The sequence below is a fragment of the Paenibacillus chungangensis genome, assembly GCF_042675905.1.
In the GTDB taxonomy this organism is placed as follows: domain Bacteria; phylum Bacillota; class Bacilli; order Paenibacillales; family Paenibacillaceae; genus Pristimantibacillus; species Pristimantibacillus chungangensis.
The window spans coordinates 273,122-289,081 of record NZ_JBHTJZ010000011.1; the positions used below are offsets into that span (position 1 = coordinate 273,122).

The following is a 15,960-nucleotide window of genomic DNA, read 5'->3' on the forward strand; positions in this document are numbered from 1 at the left end:
CAATCATATTAACTGCATTACCCTCCCATGCCCGCTGCCCTCTCCTCCACTTCCCCCGAACGACTTGCCGACTCGCGCCTGCGATACGTCAGCACGCCCAGCAGAGCAAGCACCGCAATACCTACCGCATCCGTGATCCAGCTGCCATGGATAAGGACAAGCGCCGCCAGGAAGGCAAGCCATCGCTCATAACTCCTATAAGCCGAGAACAGCCACTTCTGTATGAAGGAGGCGAGCGCCACAATGCCGAGCAGCGCCGTGCCAATATTGAGCCCCAGCACCCAAGGAGATACGTCGGGGTTCAACAGCAGCAAGTTGGGGTTCGCGACGAAGGCGAACGGCAACAGCAATGCGCCGGAATCGAACTTGAACCCCTGCACCCCCGTGGAGATGGGATTGGCGCCGGCAATGCCCGCCGTCGCATATGCGGGCAGATTGATCGGCGGCGTATCGTCCGCCAGCACACCGTAATACAGCACGAAGAGATGAGCCGTCATAACCGGCAATCCCAGCGTAACTAGCGCGGGGGCTACCATAGCGGCAAGAATGACATAAGTCGCGGTCGTTGGGAGTCCCAGCCCCAGGATAAGACAGGCCACCACTGTCAAGACGAGAGCGGCATACAGTTGAATGGAATCGCTGTATGCCGCTGCGAAGGACGGCAGCCAGGAAGCGACGTCCCGGGCGAAGCCGACGATGATATGCGGCAGCTTGCTGGAGAGTCCGGTCAGATTAACGATGCCGATCATCATCCCCGCCGTTGCGCAAGCGACAATGACGGACAGCGCATTCTTCGCAGCAAGCTCCAGCCCGGCGGCAAGCTCCCGCAAGCCGAAGCGCAGCGGCTGAGACTCCTGCTTCGCCGCTCTCTGCAGCAGCACGAACAATAGCGCAATCGCGACGCCTAGCACGCACACGACCGCAATCTCCACCGGCCATCCGAAGAAGGCGCTCATTCCATAGACCACTGCCGACAGCACTATCGCAATAAGCAGCCCGATCGGCAGTCTTCGTTGAAGTAGACTGGCGAAGTAAGCGATCACCATAAGGATGACGATGGAGAAGAAGGCGGAGTTGCCCACCGTCTTGCCGGAAGCCAGGAAGAAGATAAGCACCGCTATCGGGAAAATAAGATACCCTTGCCGCAGCAGAAGTGACTTGCCGGAGACGAGCTCCTCCCGCTTCAAGCCGCTGATCCGGTTTTTGACCGCCTCAAAATGCACCATCAGCAAGATGGCCAAGTAGCTGAGCAAGGCTGGAATAAGTGCGCTGCGAATAATCTCCACATACGCATAGCCGGTATATTCGATCATCAGGAATGCGGCTGCTCCCATAATCGGAGGCAGCAATTGCCCGCTGGAAGAGGCGGCCACCTCTATGCCTCCCGCCACATGAGGCTTGAAGCCAACCTTCTTCATGAGCGGGATCGTGAAGGTGCCCGTCGTCACCGCATTGGCAATGGAGCTGCCGGAGATGGAACCAAGCATGCCGCTGGATACGACAGCGGCCTTGGCCGGTCCGCCCCGGTATCGGCCGAAGGCGCGAAGCGCGAGGTCGATGAACATTTTGCCAGCGCCGGTCGCCTCCAGAATCGCTCCGAACAGGATGAAGATGAATACATAATTGGCTGAGACGGTAAGCGGAGTGCCGAAGATGCCGCTCGTCGTGAAGGACATCTCGTAGAAAAATCGCTCGAAGTCGGCGCGGCTATGCCGGAAGGGATAGAGGAGATAGGCGCCAAGGAAGTAATAGGCGATGAAGACGCCCGCGATAATGACGAGCGCCTTGCCGACGACCCGCCTGGTCGCCTCCAGCACGAGCACGACTAATGCAATTGCCACGAGCAGATCGACGAACGTCATGCGGGCGCTCAAGATGGAAGGCGACTTCAGATTGATCATCATATAGACCCCAATACCGATGCAGCAGGCAGCAAGCGCATAGTCGAGCCACACTGAATAGCGCCGCTTGCCGTCCTTCATGAGAGGATACAGCAAGTAGACGAGGCTAAGTCCGAATACAAGGTGAATGACAAGATGCGTTCGCGAGCCGACGCCAGGCAGGTAACCGAAGCCTGACGTACAGAAGTGGTACAGCGACAACAAGACGCACAGCAGCAGCACAATACTCGATCTGACCGAAACAATCATGCTTCAACCCCCTCCTAATAAAGCTTGCCAGCGTGGCGGCTGCTGTGCCCGCACGATCAGATGCTCCCGAGCATAGGGCGATTCATTCAGATGAACCGTTACACCCTTGAATTGAAGCGTATGCGAGTGGAGGTATGAAGGCTGGACATGGAGCTCGCCCACCGGCTCATGCAGCCCCCGCATCACATAATAACCTCCCGCCAGCTCCGTTATCCCCTTCTTCTCATGCGGCAGCCCCGCGCCGAATGATCGGGTGCGGCTCTCGGTCGCCACAATCTCGCCATCATCTCCGACCATGAAAAACTCCAGCACGGGTGACAGCTCGACAGAGTGAACATACCGCACAAGAAATACTTCACCCGGCTGCACATTGTCCGACCATAGCACCTTCCCGCTGTCGGCCCTCACGATCTGGAGATGATAAGCGGATACCGGCAGAAGCAGCCACCAGAGGATCGCGACGAGCGCAATGCCGATGACGCCCGCCCATAACAGCTTCGTACGACGTGCAGCAGCAGCGACCATATGCTGCGAATAGTCGGAGAGGGCATTGCCGCGCAGCAATGCCCCCTCCTTCTTTCCTAGCCATAGTGGTCTCATGACCGTCACTTCACTTCATCGTAATACTTTTGCGCACCCGCATGGATATTCACCGACATGCCGTCCAGCGCGCTGTCCAGCGTAATGTCCTTCCCTCTCTGATGCGTCGCTGCGAATACGTCCAGATGCTCGAACATCGCTTTCGTCAGCTTATACACATCATCCTCTGACATGTCGTCGCTGGCGACGAGCATTGCCCCTACGGCAACAGTTTTGGCATCGTTCTCCGTGCCGTATACATCCTTGGGCAGATTGAAGGAAGTATAGTAGGGATATTGGTCCGCCAACTCCGCAATCTTCTCATCGCTTATCGTGACGATGGTCACAGCCCGGTTCGCCTTCAGCGCTTCGATGGCGCCGGTTGGCGTGCCGGCCGTAATGAACGCCGCATCGATATTGCCGTCCTGAATGCCGCCTGCCGCGTCGGAGAACGCCATATATTCCACCTTAATATCATCATAGGTAATACCATGAATATCCAGAATTTGCTTCGCGTTCACCTCGGCTCCAGAGCCCTGGTCGCCTACCGCAATCCGCTTTCCTTTCAGATCGTCCACGCTTGCGATTCCGCTGTCCGCCGCCGCTACGATCTGCACGACCTCCGGATACAGCATCGCGACGCCCTTGAAGCCGTTGACCTTCGTCTGGAACATCTGCGATCCTTGCACGGCGTAATAAGCGACGTCATTCTGAATAAGCGCAAGGTCTCCCTTGCCATCGTTCACATCATTCACATTGACTACAGATGCTCCGCTTGTAACGGCCGTTGCCGTCATTCCTTTGGCATGGTCGTTAATAATCTGCGCCAGCGCGCCGCCAAGCGGATAATAAGTACCCTGCTCTCCGCCCGTCAGGATGACCAGATCCTTATCGCCCTTGCTGCACGCGGCAGCAACCATCACCAGCATCAAGCTCAGCACCGCAAGCAAGCCCCTCTTCATCATTCTCATACCCTCCCCTTCTATGTATACAGGCCTCAAGGCCTTATAACATGGGTATGTGAAGCGGCAGGCTATTATGAGTCCAATTCGGAGAGTAAACGCACCACGAGCAAGTCGGCAGGTCAATCGCAAGACATGACAAAGTAAACATGACCGAAGGTATGCTTCTATGTAAGGGATCCAAATGAACAGCTACAGAGTGTGCTGCAAACAGTAAAGTGCTTTAAGCGCAAGCCAATCCATCATGCAGATGTGCACGAACAATGTTAACTGGATTTCATGTCATTAATGAGGACATATCGTATTCGTTATACGCTGCAAATGGAATATGTACAGTTGAATTAATTCTTTTCATCCAAATATCACAAATTGAGCCGAAAGAGTAGCATGAAATCCAGTTCTTAGAGAGGAGTAGGCGCATATCACAGAAAATTATGACATGAAATCCAGTTAGTGAAACGGCGTCTTCCGGTAAGCCATGATTGGATTCGGACTACTATGACGATGACGATCACTCCGACGACGGATCGGACTCCTCCTGCAGCGCCGACTCAGGCGGAAGCTCCTCCTGCAGCACTTGCGGGAGCGATTAGGCAGCAGCTAATCTCTACACATTAACCCGATATTCCGTCGGGCTGTAGCCGACCTCCCGGCGGAATGTCTTGGAGAAGTAGTTGGCATCCTCGAACCCCGTCGCCTGAGCAATCTCCTTAATGCTCTGCGATGACGTCTTCAGCAGCAGCTTGGCATGCTCCATCCGCTTGCGGCTTACATATTTCAACGGCGATACGCCGAAGTGGCGCTTGAAGTACTTGCTGAAGTAGTTGGGATGAAGATGAAGGACGGAAGCCAGTTCCTCCACCGTCAGCTCCCGCTGCAGATGGGAATCGACATACCGCTGTATGCGCGTCAGACGCTCAATCTCCTTGCTGTGGCTTTCGCCGATGCGTAGCGGCTGATTCTCCATAATCAAGGTCAGAATATGCAGCAGCACAGACTTCTCCTTCAGCCGTGATACCAGCGCATGACTGCGCCTGGCGTCCACCAGTTCGCGGAACAATCCTTCCAGGAGATCCCGGTCCAGATGACCGTAGCATAAGGGCATGTCCAGCCATTGGAAGACGTCGGTTCCCCCCGCTGTCGCCGTGAAGTGGCACCAATATTTATAGAATGGCTTGTCGCTTATGGTGATATATGACTGCTTCGTATGAATGGGCATCAGAATGAGCTGGCCGGGCTCCGGGTACAGCTCCATATCCTCCACCTTCAGCCATCCTTCCCCATCCAGAATGAAATACAGCTTATTATAAGCCGGCGTATAGTCTATATCGCTCCAGTCGGGCCAGCACTGCGTCAGATTCGCTTCTATGATCTGCACTTGCATATTCAACAGCATATCCTGTACTGCTCCATCCGCTTCGCTACGGTTCATGCTCACGTCCAACCCCTCGTCCAAAAAAAGTTACGATGTTACCCATACAGGTTAGTCTTCTATCTATGTATTGTATCACATCCCTGCTAGACTAAAGGGGCAAGACAAACGATGATTGATTGAAAATAGCAGATAGTATGTATGCTATCCCGGCAGGTCATTCCCAATATGGAGGTAGATCATATGAGCACAGGACAACAGTTGATTCGCGAGAGAACGGAGCGTACCGAATGGTTCCTCAAGGACCGCTTCGGCATGTTCATCCACTGGGGGCTGTATGCCATTCCCGCCAGAGGCGAGTGGGTGCGCAGCACCGAGCAGCTATCGATCGAAGACTACCAGCCATACTTCGACGAATTCGATCCCGTCGATTACGACCCGAAGGCATGGGCGAAGGCGGCGAAGCAAGCCGGCATGAAGTATGCGGTATTGACGGCCAAGCATCACGACGGCTTCTGTCTGTTCGACAGCAAGCTCACGGAATACAAGGCGACGAATACGAAGGCCGGACGTGATCTGGTCAGCGAATTCCTGGAAGCGTTCCGCGCGGAAGGGCTGAAGGTGGGACTGTACTACTCTCTAATCGACTGGTATCACGAGGATTATCCCGCTTACGGAGACCGCATTCATCCTATGCGGAACAATGAAGCGTTCAAGCGCGATCCCGCTACGTTCGACCGATACTTGGCATATATGCACGGACAGATTCGCGAGCTGCTGACAGACTACGGCAAGCTGGATGTCATGTGGTTCGACTTCTCCTATGACGATATGCGCAAGGACAAGTGGAAGTCTGAGGAGTTGATGGAGATGATCCGTTCCCTGCAGCCTCACATCATTATCGACAACCGTCTGGAGGGCAGCGGTCATCAAGGCGGCAGCATCTACACCGACAACCCGACCACTTACGCGGGAGACTTCGCATCCCCGGAGCAGATTATCCCTCCCGGCGGCGTGAAGGACCAGCACGGCAACCCCATTCCATGGGAAGCCTGTATTACGCTTAACAACAACTGGGGTTACGCTGCGGCGGACCACACTTACAAGAACGCGCAGACGGTCATTCGCAAGCTCGTGGAATGCGTCAGCAAGAACGGCAATATGCTGCTGAACGTCGGCCCGGATGCCAAGGGCGCCATTCCGAAGGAATCGCTCGATATCCTTCAGGAAGTAGGCGAATGGATGAGCAGGAACGGGGCCAGCATATACGGCTGTCAGGCGTCCGAGTTCCCGAAGCCGGACTGGGGCCGCTATACGCAATCCGGCAATAAGCTGTACGCGCATGTGATGGAGGAGAGCATCGGACCGATCAACCTGGTAGGGTTGGCTGGCAAGGTGAAGCGCGCCAGACTGCTTGCAGACGGCTCGGAGCTGTTCCTGACGCGCCCTTGGAGCGCGGAGGAATTCGTCGCGGACGCCTTCGTCAACTTCGCTCGACCGGAACACTTTACGTTCCCGCTGCCGGATAACCGCAACACGGTTATTGAGCTGGAGCTGGAAGAGAACTAACCTATTTTATTCGTAAGAAGAAGCCTCTGGCAGCCGCTCCATGCGGCCTGCCAGAGGCTTCTTCTGTGCATACCTGTCAATCATAATTCCACCTCTGCCTCGGGGCAATCGAACAAGCTCTCCTGCTTGTCTCCACATACATTGCTGTATCAAGAGAAAAGGAGTGAGAGCAAATGGCTATTTATCGCGCACGATTGAGAGGATTGAACGAGGTGCCGCCTGTCGTGACATTCGCTTCAGGACGCGCACTGTTCAGATCAATCCGGGGGGGAGGAGTCGGCCCTTATGACGACGACAATAACGTCGGCGATGACAGCTTCAATGGAGTGAACTCGCGCAGGTGGTGGAGACGCAGACGCCATAGTCTGCAATACCGACTCGTCTTGCGTAATATTCGACGTGTCACGCAAGCGCATATTCACCTGGGCCGCCCTGGTGAGAACGGGCCGATAGTCGCCTATTTATTCGGGCCGGTGAACGGCGGCGTATCGTTCCGGCGCGGCATCATTAACGGCATGTTGCGGGACAGCGACCTCGTAGGACCGCTGCGTGGCGGCACAATCCGTCAGTTGATCCGCGAGATCGAACGCGGCAACGCGTACGTCAATGTGCATACTCTACGTTATCCTGATGGCGAGATTCGCGGTCAGATCCGCTAACGAGCAGAGCCGCCAGTGAATAAATGAATCCAAGGCGAGCCTTGATGCACTCTGCATCAACGCTCGCCTTGCCCATTCATGCCCGCCTTCAGCTCACTCACACTCAACTTGCCACTCGGCTCCATATACGCCTCCTGCACTTCAGCGAATACGATATCCACATCATACTCTCCTCATCCTATTCGATCGCCAACAACCAGAATCATTGTTCCTGCAATTGGTCGAGAGATACTTCATGCTCTAGCTCAGACTGATGAAGCAGATATATTCTTGCCGTATCGCGCTCCTGATCCACATGCTGGATATAGACCGGCATCCCCTGATATGTCACGTTCGCCATGACAGGAGATTCCGCAATCTCCTGTGCTCTATTCTTATTCAACATGGTTAGCCCCTTCCCGCAGCTGTCCTGCATCACGATTGGATAAGCCTATTGTGTACATTTTGGCACGCATTATTCCTTTAAGCAGCCCTGCGCATATTGCAAGATAGCGATGGCCGCTCTCTCCCTCCGTTCCGGCTCGGCACTTCGCATCGCCTCCTTCAGTATCGCGAGCGCTTCCAGCACCAATTCCTCATCAACGCGCGGCATCTTTCCCGTTCCTTCGCTTGCACTCGCGGATTCAACAGCTCTCCATTGTTCCGCCTCCGCCGCCGATATCGGTCTGCAGAACTTGCCGACCTCCCCGTCCTCCCGAACGAAGGCCTGGAGGGACGGCGGCAATTCATCCTTCCCCATTCGCTTCAGCCAGGTAACGCCTCGCCTGTGACATAGCTTGCTCTCATCCGACAGTGGATCATCAATATAATAATAATCACCAAGATCGCCAAGCACGATACCGTTATCATGTACGACCAACACGTAGTCTCCGTCCTGCATACCCGTCGTAAAGTGCCGTATCGCATCGACAGCCGTGCGCAAGGAATTTCCTTCCAGTGCGTAATGATGCCGCAGCCGCTCTATCGCTTCATGATCCTCCGCATACGCCAGATCCCCCAACCTAGACCATCCGATACTAATAAAGTGATCCTCCAAATACGCTTTCATACGATCTTCTCCGTCTTCGCCGTCTACTCTCAACCGATATAAATTCATCTGCCTTCAAAACCTCCATACGGCAAAAAACCAGCCGCTTATCACATACGGCTAGTCTCCTCTGCCCTTTACTTGATATACACGCTTCCGAACGGCAGCGCCTCGCGCAGCACCCGCTTGACCCATCCGTCATCCGTCAGCTTGTCCTGCAACCCGGTATCGCGGGCCCCCGTCTGGATGAGCACCGGGCCGCGGCCTCGAAGCTCCCACTGCACATTCATATGCTGGCTCGCCAGCGAGTTGCCATAGACGGACAACTTGATGTCCGCATCCTCGGGATAGGCAACAAGGGCGCTCTTGTCCACGAACAGCGGATGGTCCGGCTGAAGCTGAATGGTGGCGATATCGCCTACGGATAGCACACCCAGCACACCTGGGCCGTTGAACTTGATTCTAACCAGTTCTCTTGTAATCCACGCTGTGCGCCATTTCAATATTTTGCTCTTGAAGGTCATACCGTCCGAGAATAGCATTACATGCCTGTAATCGAATAGCAGGCTGCCCTCCTCCGGTATATCGACCATCTCCAGCGTGAAGCCTGGAGGCAAGCCCAATAGGAATTGGACCGGCCCCTGAAGTCTGGAACGGGTCCACCGCTTCTTCCGGTATGCTCCTCCCAAGTCCATGAACCGGTCCTCCCGATTCCTTGGATTGCCCTGGAACGCCGCAATAGATTGCGGATGAAGCACATGCAGCGCTTCATTCGCCTCCAGCTCCACCTTCACATGACCGATGGCAGCAGGACACTGAATATTCATGGCAGCAATGCCCCCTTGCCTGTGCGGCGGCTCGATCTGCCCGTTGTACCGACTCGACCTTGCTTGCGCCATACCATGAACCGCCATACGCGGACAGCGAGCGCATAGAGCGCAATCAAGCCGATCAGAATACCGGCTGTCCAAGTCACCTTGCGGATGAGCGACTTCCGATTCTCCTCCGCCTGCTGCATACGGTTCATGAGCTCCTGATTCTCCGCCACCAACGCTTCGTTCTGCTGGCGGTAATCAGCATTCCTTCGCTGCATCTCCGCCTGGCTCTGGAGCAGTTCTTCCGTCTGCCGCCGAGATTCCTCGAGCTGCTTACGCTGTGCCTCCAGCTGTTCAAGCTGCGTCTTCAGTTGTCCCTCCAGCTGCTCCTTCGTATCATTGTACTGGTTCTGAAGCTCCTGCAAGCGCTCCGGCGTATCGTAAATATCCTTAATTCGTTCGAACATATTGGCATGTGCCGGCAAGGCGACAATTCCTGATAGAATAACTAGTAAAAGTGCCGCGGCAGCAAGTCGCAGCTGCTTCATAATGATCACCCGCTTCCAGCTCTTCTATCTAGTATTCTACCATATTATTGTCGCCTATTGTCGAGTTCCATTGTCGAATCGAAGCTTATATGAACAAGTTCACTTTTGCTTCCGTCGCATCGCCAAGATAGGCGGCCACGCCCGCATACTCCATGCCGTCAATAAGCTCTTCCTGCTTCAAGCCGAGCAGATCCATCGTCATTGTGCAGGCGACAAGCTTCACGCCTTGCTCCTGCGCCAATTCAATCAGCTGCGGCAGCGACATCGCATTGTGCTTTTTCATGACATGCTTGATCATTTGGGGACCCATGCCAGCCATGTTCATTTTGGACAGCCCCAGCTTCTTCGCCCCGCGCGGCATCATCCAGCCGAACATCTTCTCCAGCATGCCCTTGTCGGTTTTCACGACCTCGTCTTTACGCATCGTATTCAATCCCCAGAAGGTGAAGAAGATTGTGACTTCATGATCATACGCGGCAGCCCCATTGGCAATAATGAATGCCGCAATCGCCTTGTCCAGGTCGCCACTGAACAGGACAATTGTCGTTCTCTCCTTCGTTGTCGTTACTTCCATTGATTCATCTCTCCTCTTTTATTCATTCATTATACACATACCACTATAGGTATGAGAAGGGTAGAAAGAAAAACGCCTTGCGGCGTTCCAGTGCTATTTCGTTCAAAGCATCTCATAATGGTAAGCTGCGAAGCGCTATTTGTCCATCGGATGCCAATAACGTCATATCTTATCTGCTCTTCACCAGCAACTCTACAGCTTCCTTGACCAGCTTGCCTGTGTCCCCGCCGCGTTCCTGCTCCTCCACTATACATTGCTCCAGATTCATGGCGACAATGGTCGCCATCGCTTTATCAGCTGCACTGCGCACGGCGGAGAGCTGGGCGATGACATCCTTGCATTCCTTGCCCTCTTCAATCATCCGAATGACGCCGCGCACCTGACCTTCCATCCGCTTCAGCCTGCGTATAATGCTGTCATCATATTGTTTCATGCTAACCCCTCCGTTCAAGAACCGATCTAATACCCTTAGAGGTACTATATACCGTTCCCGATCAAAACTCAATATACTCCCTTCTGTTGCATCGAATTGGGGAGATAAGGGAGCCGCCTGCAACTGGTCACCGACAGCCCCGTACATTCGTTAGCGGATTATGACTTCTTCACATAGAATGTGAATACTCCGCCCGATTCTTCATGCTTGAGCAGCTCGTGATTCGTTCCTTTCACCCATGCTTGGAAATCCTGAAGCGAACCTTTGTCTGTGGAGATGACCTCCATCACTTCTCCCGATTGGATACCATCCAGCGCCTTCTTCGCTTTCACGATCGGCATTGGACATGCCATCCCCTTCGTATCTACCGTTATCTTAATATTCATTTATAATTCCTCCTCGTTTTTTTGTTTCTGGTTTCTTATATGATATCGCATCGTTTCAAGTTATTGCATCATTGTGTTGTCGTAATGGTATTGCCTTATTTGTCATGAATGGCGCAGCGGTTAGGACCAATCTCCATATCGCGCATCTCATCGTCAGTCGGCGTAATTCTGCCCATATTCGTCCTGCGAATATCCTGATAAGCATTAGGATGCTGAGGCAGCTCCTCCGTTACGGCGCGTCTGAACGTTGCCTCATCTTCCATATTCAAGCCCGGATTATGCTGGAACAAGTCGCCCAGCCTTGCGGCAACTACGCCGCCTTCACCCAGCTCGGCTATGCTGCCGAAGTGCGCTGGAAGCACGATCAGATCCGAAGACAGCGCCTTGTAACGGCGGTACAGCGTATCCCGCAGATCTCCCGCCCAGTCCTCCGCCTGGCCGGCCAGATCGGGACGACCAATGGATGCGACGAACAGGATGTCCCCCGTCAGCAGATAGCGGTCTTCGATGACGAATGACGTGCTGCCGATCGTGTGGCCCGGAGAATACAGCGCGCCGATGGCAATACGCGTATCGCCTACCGCAATCACTTCGCCGTCCTCCAGCTTCTCATAGTCGAAGACCACTTCGCCTGCATCCTTCGGCGGCAGCCAGTAAGCTGCTCCGACAGCCTCCGCAAGCTTGCGCCCGCCGGAGATGTGGTCGGCATGAAGGTGCGTATCCATCGTATGCTTGATGACGGCGCCTTGACGCTCCGCGAACGCTTCGTACACGTCCGTCATTCTCATTGCATCGATGACGGCAGCTTCTCCACCGGAGACGACCATATACGAGAGACAGCCTTTACCCAGTCTGACGAACTGATACAATGCGCCGCCGCCAGCCAGCTCTCCTACCTTGACGGGCTCCAGATGCTCGCTCCACGCCTTCATGCCGCCCTCCAGATATTGCACTTCTTTCACTCCAGCCTCGGCCAAGCTTTCCGCTACGAAGATCGAAGAGCCTTCCTTGGCGCAGACGACAATCACTTTCCCCTCTGTCGGAATCTGCTCCATGGCCTCTTCGACACCTTCCAGCAGCTCGAAGTAAGGAATGTTGAGGGATGTGACGCCGCTTCCTTCAATCCTCCAATCCTTATAATCCGCTTCATTGCGAACATCCAGAAGGAACAGTTTCTCTCCGTTCATAACCGATTGCGCCAGTTCACCTGCAGTCAAGCCTTTTACTTCTACCTTGTTATTCATTGATTTAATACTCCCCTCATGATTGATATTAGATATGTCAATTTAATTCAGCTTCTCTACAGGTCCTGACCAGCCTGACATGCCTGGAATGACATTGCGCGCCTTCTCATAGCCTTTCTCCGCCAGCAGATTGCATGCCATATCGCTTCTAGAGCCTGTGCGGCAGATGACGAATAGCTCGCGATCAGTTGGCAGCTCTTCCAGTCTCTGCTCCAGCTGGCCCAGCGGAATCGATACAGCGCCTGCAATATGACCGAATGCGTATTCCGCAGCTTCCCGAACGTCGAGCAGCAGCATGTCGTCCGCTCCGCCGCTGAGCCTCGCTTCCAGTTCTTCGTTAGTCGCCGTATGCGGGTACGTCGCTTCTTGCTTCACGTCATGAGGACTCGCTTTTCTGACAAAGTGCTTCAGCAGTTCCCCTTCCGTCACCGTTCCCAGATACTGATGGCCGGCGCTTTTGGCCCAAGCCTGCAGATCCGCAAGCGACCCTTTATCTGTCGCCTGCACCTCCAGCACTTCTCCCGAGTTCATATTCTGGATCGCCTTCTTCGTGCGAACGATCGGCATCGGGCATGCCAGCCCCGTGCAATCTAATGTTTCATTGGCCTCAATATGGTTCGTTGTCATTCATACTGCCTCCTTAATGGAATTAAAATTACCTAGCTTCACATCACAAGTTAACCCGAAATACCCATTGGGGTATAAATACGACAAATTTTTTTGCCCACCGGGCACCTTGCATCGCAATCCATTTATTTACTCATGGCACTTCTATCGTTACTTCGTTAAAATATCAAGCCAAATCTTCACTACCGTTGCGGTGATCAGACCTGACAGCAGCCATTGCAGCACCTTCACGTTCACGCGCTGCCCCAGCTTCGCGCCAATGGGGGAACCAATAATGCTGGCCACCACCATAATGATGGACGGAATGAGCAGCATATGCCCGCCAAGCAACTTGCCAGTCGTGGAGCCGATGGATGACAGGAACGTGATCGCCAGCGATGAAGCAATCGCGATTCTTGTCGGGATCTTCAGCATGACCAGCATGATCGGGACGATGATGAACGCGCCAGCCGCTCCCACTATGCCGGACAATATGCCCACAATACCCGCTGCAGTTGCCGCAAGCCCGCGGTTGAAAGTAAGCTCTGATCCGTTGCGCGCTTCATCTCCCTTCTTGGGAAGGAACATCATGATCGCCGCGGTCAGCGCCAGCACGGCATAGGTCAGATTGATAGCCGAGTCCGGCAACCACTTGGAGCCATATCCGCCGATGAAGCTGCCGGCTATGACGGGAATGCCCATATAGAGAACGAGCTTCATATTGATCAAGCCGCCGCTACGGTAAGCCACTATACCGGCCAATGATGCGAAGAACACCTGTACGGCGCTAATCGCGGATACCTCTTGCGCGGTATAAGCCAGGAAGCCGAGTGCGGGCGGTATATACAAGAGCATGGGATACTTGATGATGGAACCGCCGATCCCCACCATGCCGGAGATGAATGAGCCGATGAAGCCTATGGCGAATAAGGTAAGAACCAAGCCGATTTCAATATCCATAACTCCCTCCTTTCCGGCGTAATCATCTGCCGATTTTGTTCTGTGGGTTATACCAATACCCCTATGGGTATTATAATACGTTGAATGATTCCTTTTGTCAAGCATCCAATTATGAATAACGTCTAACGGCGTCCTTCATCCCTATTTCCCAATTGCAACCGAGGCCACATCGCCTGCAGCTCATAGCAAAAAAACAACGGGATTCCAGCGTAATGGGCTGGTTTCCCGTTGTTCCAAGCTAACAGAACAGCATGTCCTACTATTCCTTCACACTTCCAATTGTAATTCCTTTCGTGAAATGCTTTTGTAAAAACGGATACACCATCATGATCGGCAGCGCGCCCAAAAAAATTTGAGCCGTACGCAAAGTTTGTTCGCTCAGGTTCTGCAATACATTCAAATCATCTACGCCAATCTTTGTTCTATTAATGGAGGTGACCAGCGTAGACAAATACGTTTGCAATGGATATTTGTCCGGCGAATTCATATAGAGAATCCCGTCAAACCACGCATTCCAATGCCCGACAATCGTAAACAGCAAAATAGTCGCAATGGCCGGCTTGGCTATCGGCAAGTAAATGCTCCATAGCGTTCTCCAATGACTGGCGCCATCAATAACAGCCGCTTCCTGCAAGTCCTTCGGTATGCCTCTGAAAAAGTTAAGCAGCATAATCATATTCCATACATTGAGAGCTCCCGGTATAATAAGCGCCCAGATTGAATTCATTAACCCTGTTTCCTTCACAACAATATACGTCGGAATCAGTCCGCCTCCAAAAAAAATCGTAAACACGAAAAACCAAACATAGATCGTTCGATAACGGAAATGCCTGACCTCTTTTGACAGCGGATACGCCGTTAAAATAGCAAGTGTCATATTGATAATCGTGCCCAGTACAACCCGTTCTAAAGAAATGACTAAAGATCGGATAAACTCCACTTTTTGCCCCAGGAAGCGATAAGCTTCCAATGTGAATCCCTTGGGCCATAAGGTGACTTCGCCGGCGGTCACTGCTGTGTTAGAGCTTAGCGAGACGGCAAGCAGATGAACAAACGGAATAACTCCCAATATTGTAACGATCGTCAACAACACATAGTTGGAGGAGACAAAAGCCCTTCTAGCCAACGATTCTTTGTAAAACATGTATGGTCACTCCCCCCATTAAAAAATGCGATAATCACTGAAGCGGAAAGCCATCCAATACGAAACTCCGACCAGTACTGTCGAGACGACGGATTTGAACAATCCGATTGCCGCAGCCGGCCCGTATTGCTGATCAAATATGCCCATACGGTAGACGAATGTATCGATGACATCCGAGCTTTGATAGACCAACGGATGATATAAAATCAATATTTGCTCAAACCCCGCATTCAATAAACCACCCAAGCTTAACGTTGTTAATAAAATAATGATTGGTGCCATACCTGGCAGCGTAATATGAAGCATCTGCTTCCATTTCCCAGCACCGTCAACTTCCGCAGCTTCATACAAATTAGGGTTAATAGACGTAATAGCCGCAAGAAAAATAATCATGTTGTAGCCCATGCCTTTCCAAACGTCGGAGCTGACCAATATCGTCCGGAACCACCCATTACTTCCCATGAACATGATTGGCTCCGCTCCGAATGCTTCAATTAATCCGTTCACCGGACCCTTCAGCGAGAATATCTCAAATAATACGCCCCCCAATACGGTCCAAGACAAGAAGAAAGGAAGGAACACACTCGTTTGCATCGTCCGTTGAAACCATGTTTTTCGAACCTCGTTAACAAGCAACGCCAAAGCCAAGGGAACAATAAGACCGAATATCACTTTTAATAAGGCGATAAAGAAAGTATTCCAAATCACTTGAATAGTGTCAGGCAAATGAAATACATAGTAGAAATTTTCAAAACCTATCCATTCTGATTTCAAAAAACCGAGCGTCGGCCTAAACTTTTGAAACGCCATCACGATACCGGCCATTGGCCCATAAGCATAGATCAGCGTGACAATCACACCCGGAATAAGCATCAAGTGCAACGGAAGTTCTGTTGCTGTCCGTTTCATTTTCAAGAAGTCCTTATTCATGA

General features: G+C 52.8%; 18 protein-coding genes. 2 read left to right on the plus strand and 16 right to left on the minus strand.

Features of this window, described 5'->3' with window-relative positions; genetic code table 11:
• Positions 1-17: 17 nt before the first annotated feature.
• From ACFQ2I_RS10835 to ACFQ2I_RS10850, 4 genes are all read right to left on the minus strand, one after another.
• Positions 18-2,150, minus strand: a complete 2,133-nt coding sequence (locus ACFQ2I_RS10835; RefSeq protein ID WP_377564175.1) for a TRAP transporter permease — start codon at positions 2,148-2,150, stop codon at positions 18-20.
• A gap of 3 nt (positions 2,151-2,153) precedes the next feature.
• A complete protein-coding gene (locus ACFQ2I_RS10840) occupies positions 2,154-2,750 on the minus strand; it encodes a DUF1850 domain-containing protein (RefSeq protein ID WP_377564177.1) in 597 nt (198 codons plus the stop codon).
• Between the two features lie 5 nt (positions 2,751-2,755).
• Positions 2,756-3,694, minus strand: coding sequence for a TAXI family TRAP transporter solute-binding subunit (locus ACFQ2I_RS10845; protein ID WP_377564178.1), 939 nt, complete (start codon positions 3,692-3,694; stop codon positions 2,756-2,758).
• 604 nt (positions 3,695-4,298) lie between these two features.
• Complete coding sequence (locus tag ACFQ2I_RS10850; RefSeq protein WP_377564257.1) at positions 4,299-5,123, minus strand: AraC family transcriptional regulator; 825 nt, start codon at positions 5,121-5,123, stop codon at positions 4,299-4,301.
• A 183-nt stretch (positions 5,124-5,306) separates the two neighbouring features.
• Between ACFQ2I_RS10850 and ACFQ2I_RS10855 the strand changes: the two genes are divergently transcribed.
• Together ACFQ2I_RS10855 and ACFQ2I_RS10860 are read left to right on the plus strand one after the other, a co-directional pair.
• Positions 5,307-6,632 carry an alpha-L-fucosidase gene (locus ACFQ2I_RS10855; protein WP_377564180.1) on the plus strand — a complete coding sequence of 442 codons (1,326 nt, stop codon included), beginning with the start codon at positions 5,307-5,309 and terminating at the stop codon, positions 6,630-6,632.
• Positions 6,633-6,811: 179 nt separating this feature from the next.
• On the plus strand, positions 6,812-7,291 hold the full coding sequence (locus tag ACFQ2I_RS10860; protein ID WP_377564258.1) for a CHRD domain-containing protein: 480 nt from the start codon (positions 6,812-6,814) through the stop codon (positions 7,289-7,291).
• A 202-nt stretch (positions 7,292-7,493) separates the two neighbouring features.
• Here the strand turns inward: ACFQ2I_RS10860 and ACFQ2I_RS10865 are convergent, their stop codons facing one another.
• The 12 genes from ACFQ2I_RS10865 to ACFQ2I_RS10920 all read right to left on the minus strand — a co-directional run bounded on the left by ACFQ2I_RS10865 (position 7,494) and on the right by ACFQ2I_RS10920 (position 15,937).
• Positions 7,494-7,676: an H-type small acid-soluble spore protein gene (locus tag ACFQ2I_RS10865; protein WP_377564181.1), complete on the minus strand. Its 183-nt coding sequence runs from the start codon at positions 7,674-7,676 to the stop codon at positions 7,494-7,496.
• Between the two features lie 69 nt (positions 7,677-7,745).
• The gene (locus tag ACFQ2I_RS10870) at positions 7,746-8,387 is read right to left on the minus strand and encodes a hypothetical protein (RefSeq protein WP_377564182.1); all 642 of its coding nucleotides are present in this window, start codon (positions 8,385-8,387) and stop codon (positions 7,746-7,748) included.
• Between the two features lie 68 nt (positions 8,388-8,455).
• Positions 8,456-9,145 (minus strand): AIM24 family protein, encoded by a 690-nt coding sequence (locus ACFQ2I_RS10875; protein ID WP_377564183.1) that lies wholly within the window; start codon positions 9,143-9,145, stop codon positions 8,456-8,458.
• A complete protein-coding gene (locus ACFQ2I_RS10880; protein WP_377564184.1) occupies positions 9,142-9,681 on the minus strand; it encodes a type VII secretion EssA family protein in 540 nt (179 codons plus the stop codon). Before ACFQ2I_RS10880 ends, ACFQ2I_RS10875 begins: the two co-directional genes overlap by 4 nt.
• Positions 9,682-9,766: 85 nt before the next feature.
• Complete coding sequence (locus ACFQ2I_RS10885) at positions 9,767-10,255, minus strand: DsrE/DsrF/DrsH-like family protein (RefSeq protein WP_377564186.1); 489 nt, start codon at positions 10,253-10,255, stop codon at positions 9,767-9,769.
• A 169-nt stretch (positions 10,256-10,424) separates the two neighbouring features.
• Positions 10,425-10,688 (minus strand): metal-sensitive transcriptional regulator, encoded by a 264-nt coding sequence (locus tag ACFQ2I_RS10890; protein WP_377564187.1) that lies wholly within the window; start codon positions 10,686-10,688, stop codon positions 10,425-10,427.
• A gap of 158 nt (positions 10,689-10,846) precedes the next feature.
• Positions 10,847-11,074 carry a sulfurtransferase TusA family protein gene (locus ACFQ2I_RS10895; RefSeq protein WP_377564188.1) on the minus strand — a complete coding sequence of 76 codons (228 nt, stop codon included), beginning with the start codon at positions 11,072-11,074 and terminating at the stop codon, positions 10,847-10,849.
• A 95-nt stretch (positions 11,075-11,169) separates the two neighbouring features.
• On the minus strand, positions 11,170-12,318 hold the full coding sequence (locus tag ACFQ2I_RS10900; protein WP_377564189.1) for an MBL fold metallo-hydrolase: 1,149 nt from the start codon (positions 12,316-12,318) through the stop codon (positions 11,170-11,172).
• A gap of 42 nt (positions 12,319-12,360) precedes the next feature.
• Positions 12,361-12,945, minus strand: a complete 585-nt coding sequence (locus ACFQ2I_RS10905; protein ID WP_377564190.1) for a sulfurtransferase TusA family protein — start codon at positions 12,943-12,945, stop codon at positions 12,361-12,363.
• A 150-nt stretch (positions 12,946-13,095) separates the two neighbouring features.
• Complete coding sequence (locus ACFQ2I_RS10910; protein ID WP_377564192.1) at positions 13,096-13,884, minus strand: sulfite exporter TauE/SafE family protein; 789 nt, start codon at positions 13,882-13,884, stop codon at positions 13,096-13,098.
• A 259-nt stretch (positions 13,885-14,143) separates the two neighbouring features.
• Entirely contained in the window at positions 14,144-15,028 is an 885-nt protein-coding gene (locus ACFQ2I_RS10915; RefSeq protein ID WP_377564193.1) for a carbohydrate ABC transporter permease, read from the minus strand.
• A gap of 18 nt (positions 15,029-15,046) precedes the next feature.
• A complete protein-coding gene (locus ACFQ2I_RS10920; protein ID WP_377564259.1) occupies positions 15,047-15,937 on the minus strand; it encodes an ABC transporter permease in 891 nt (296 codons plus the stop codon).
• Positions 15,938-15,960 lie beyond the last annotated feature (23 nt).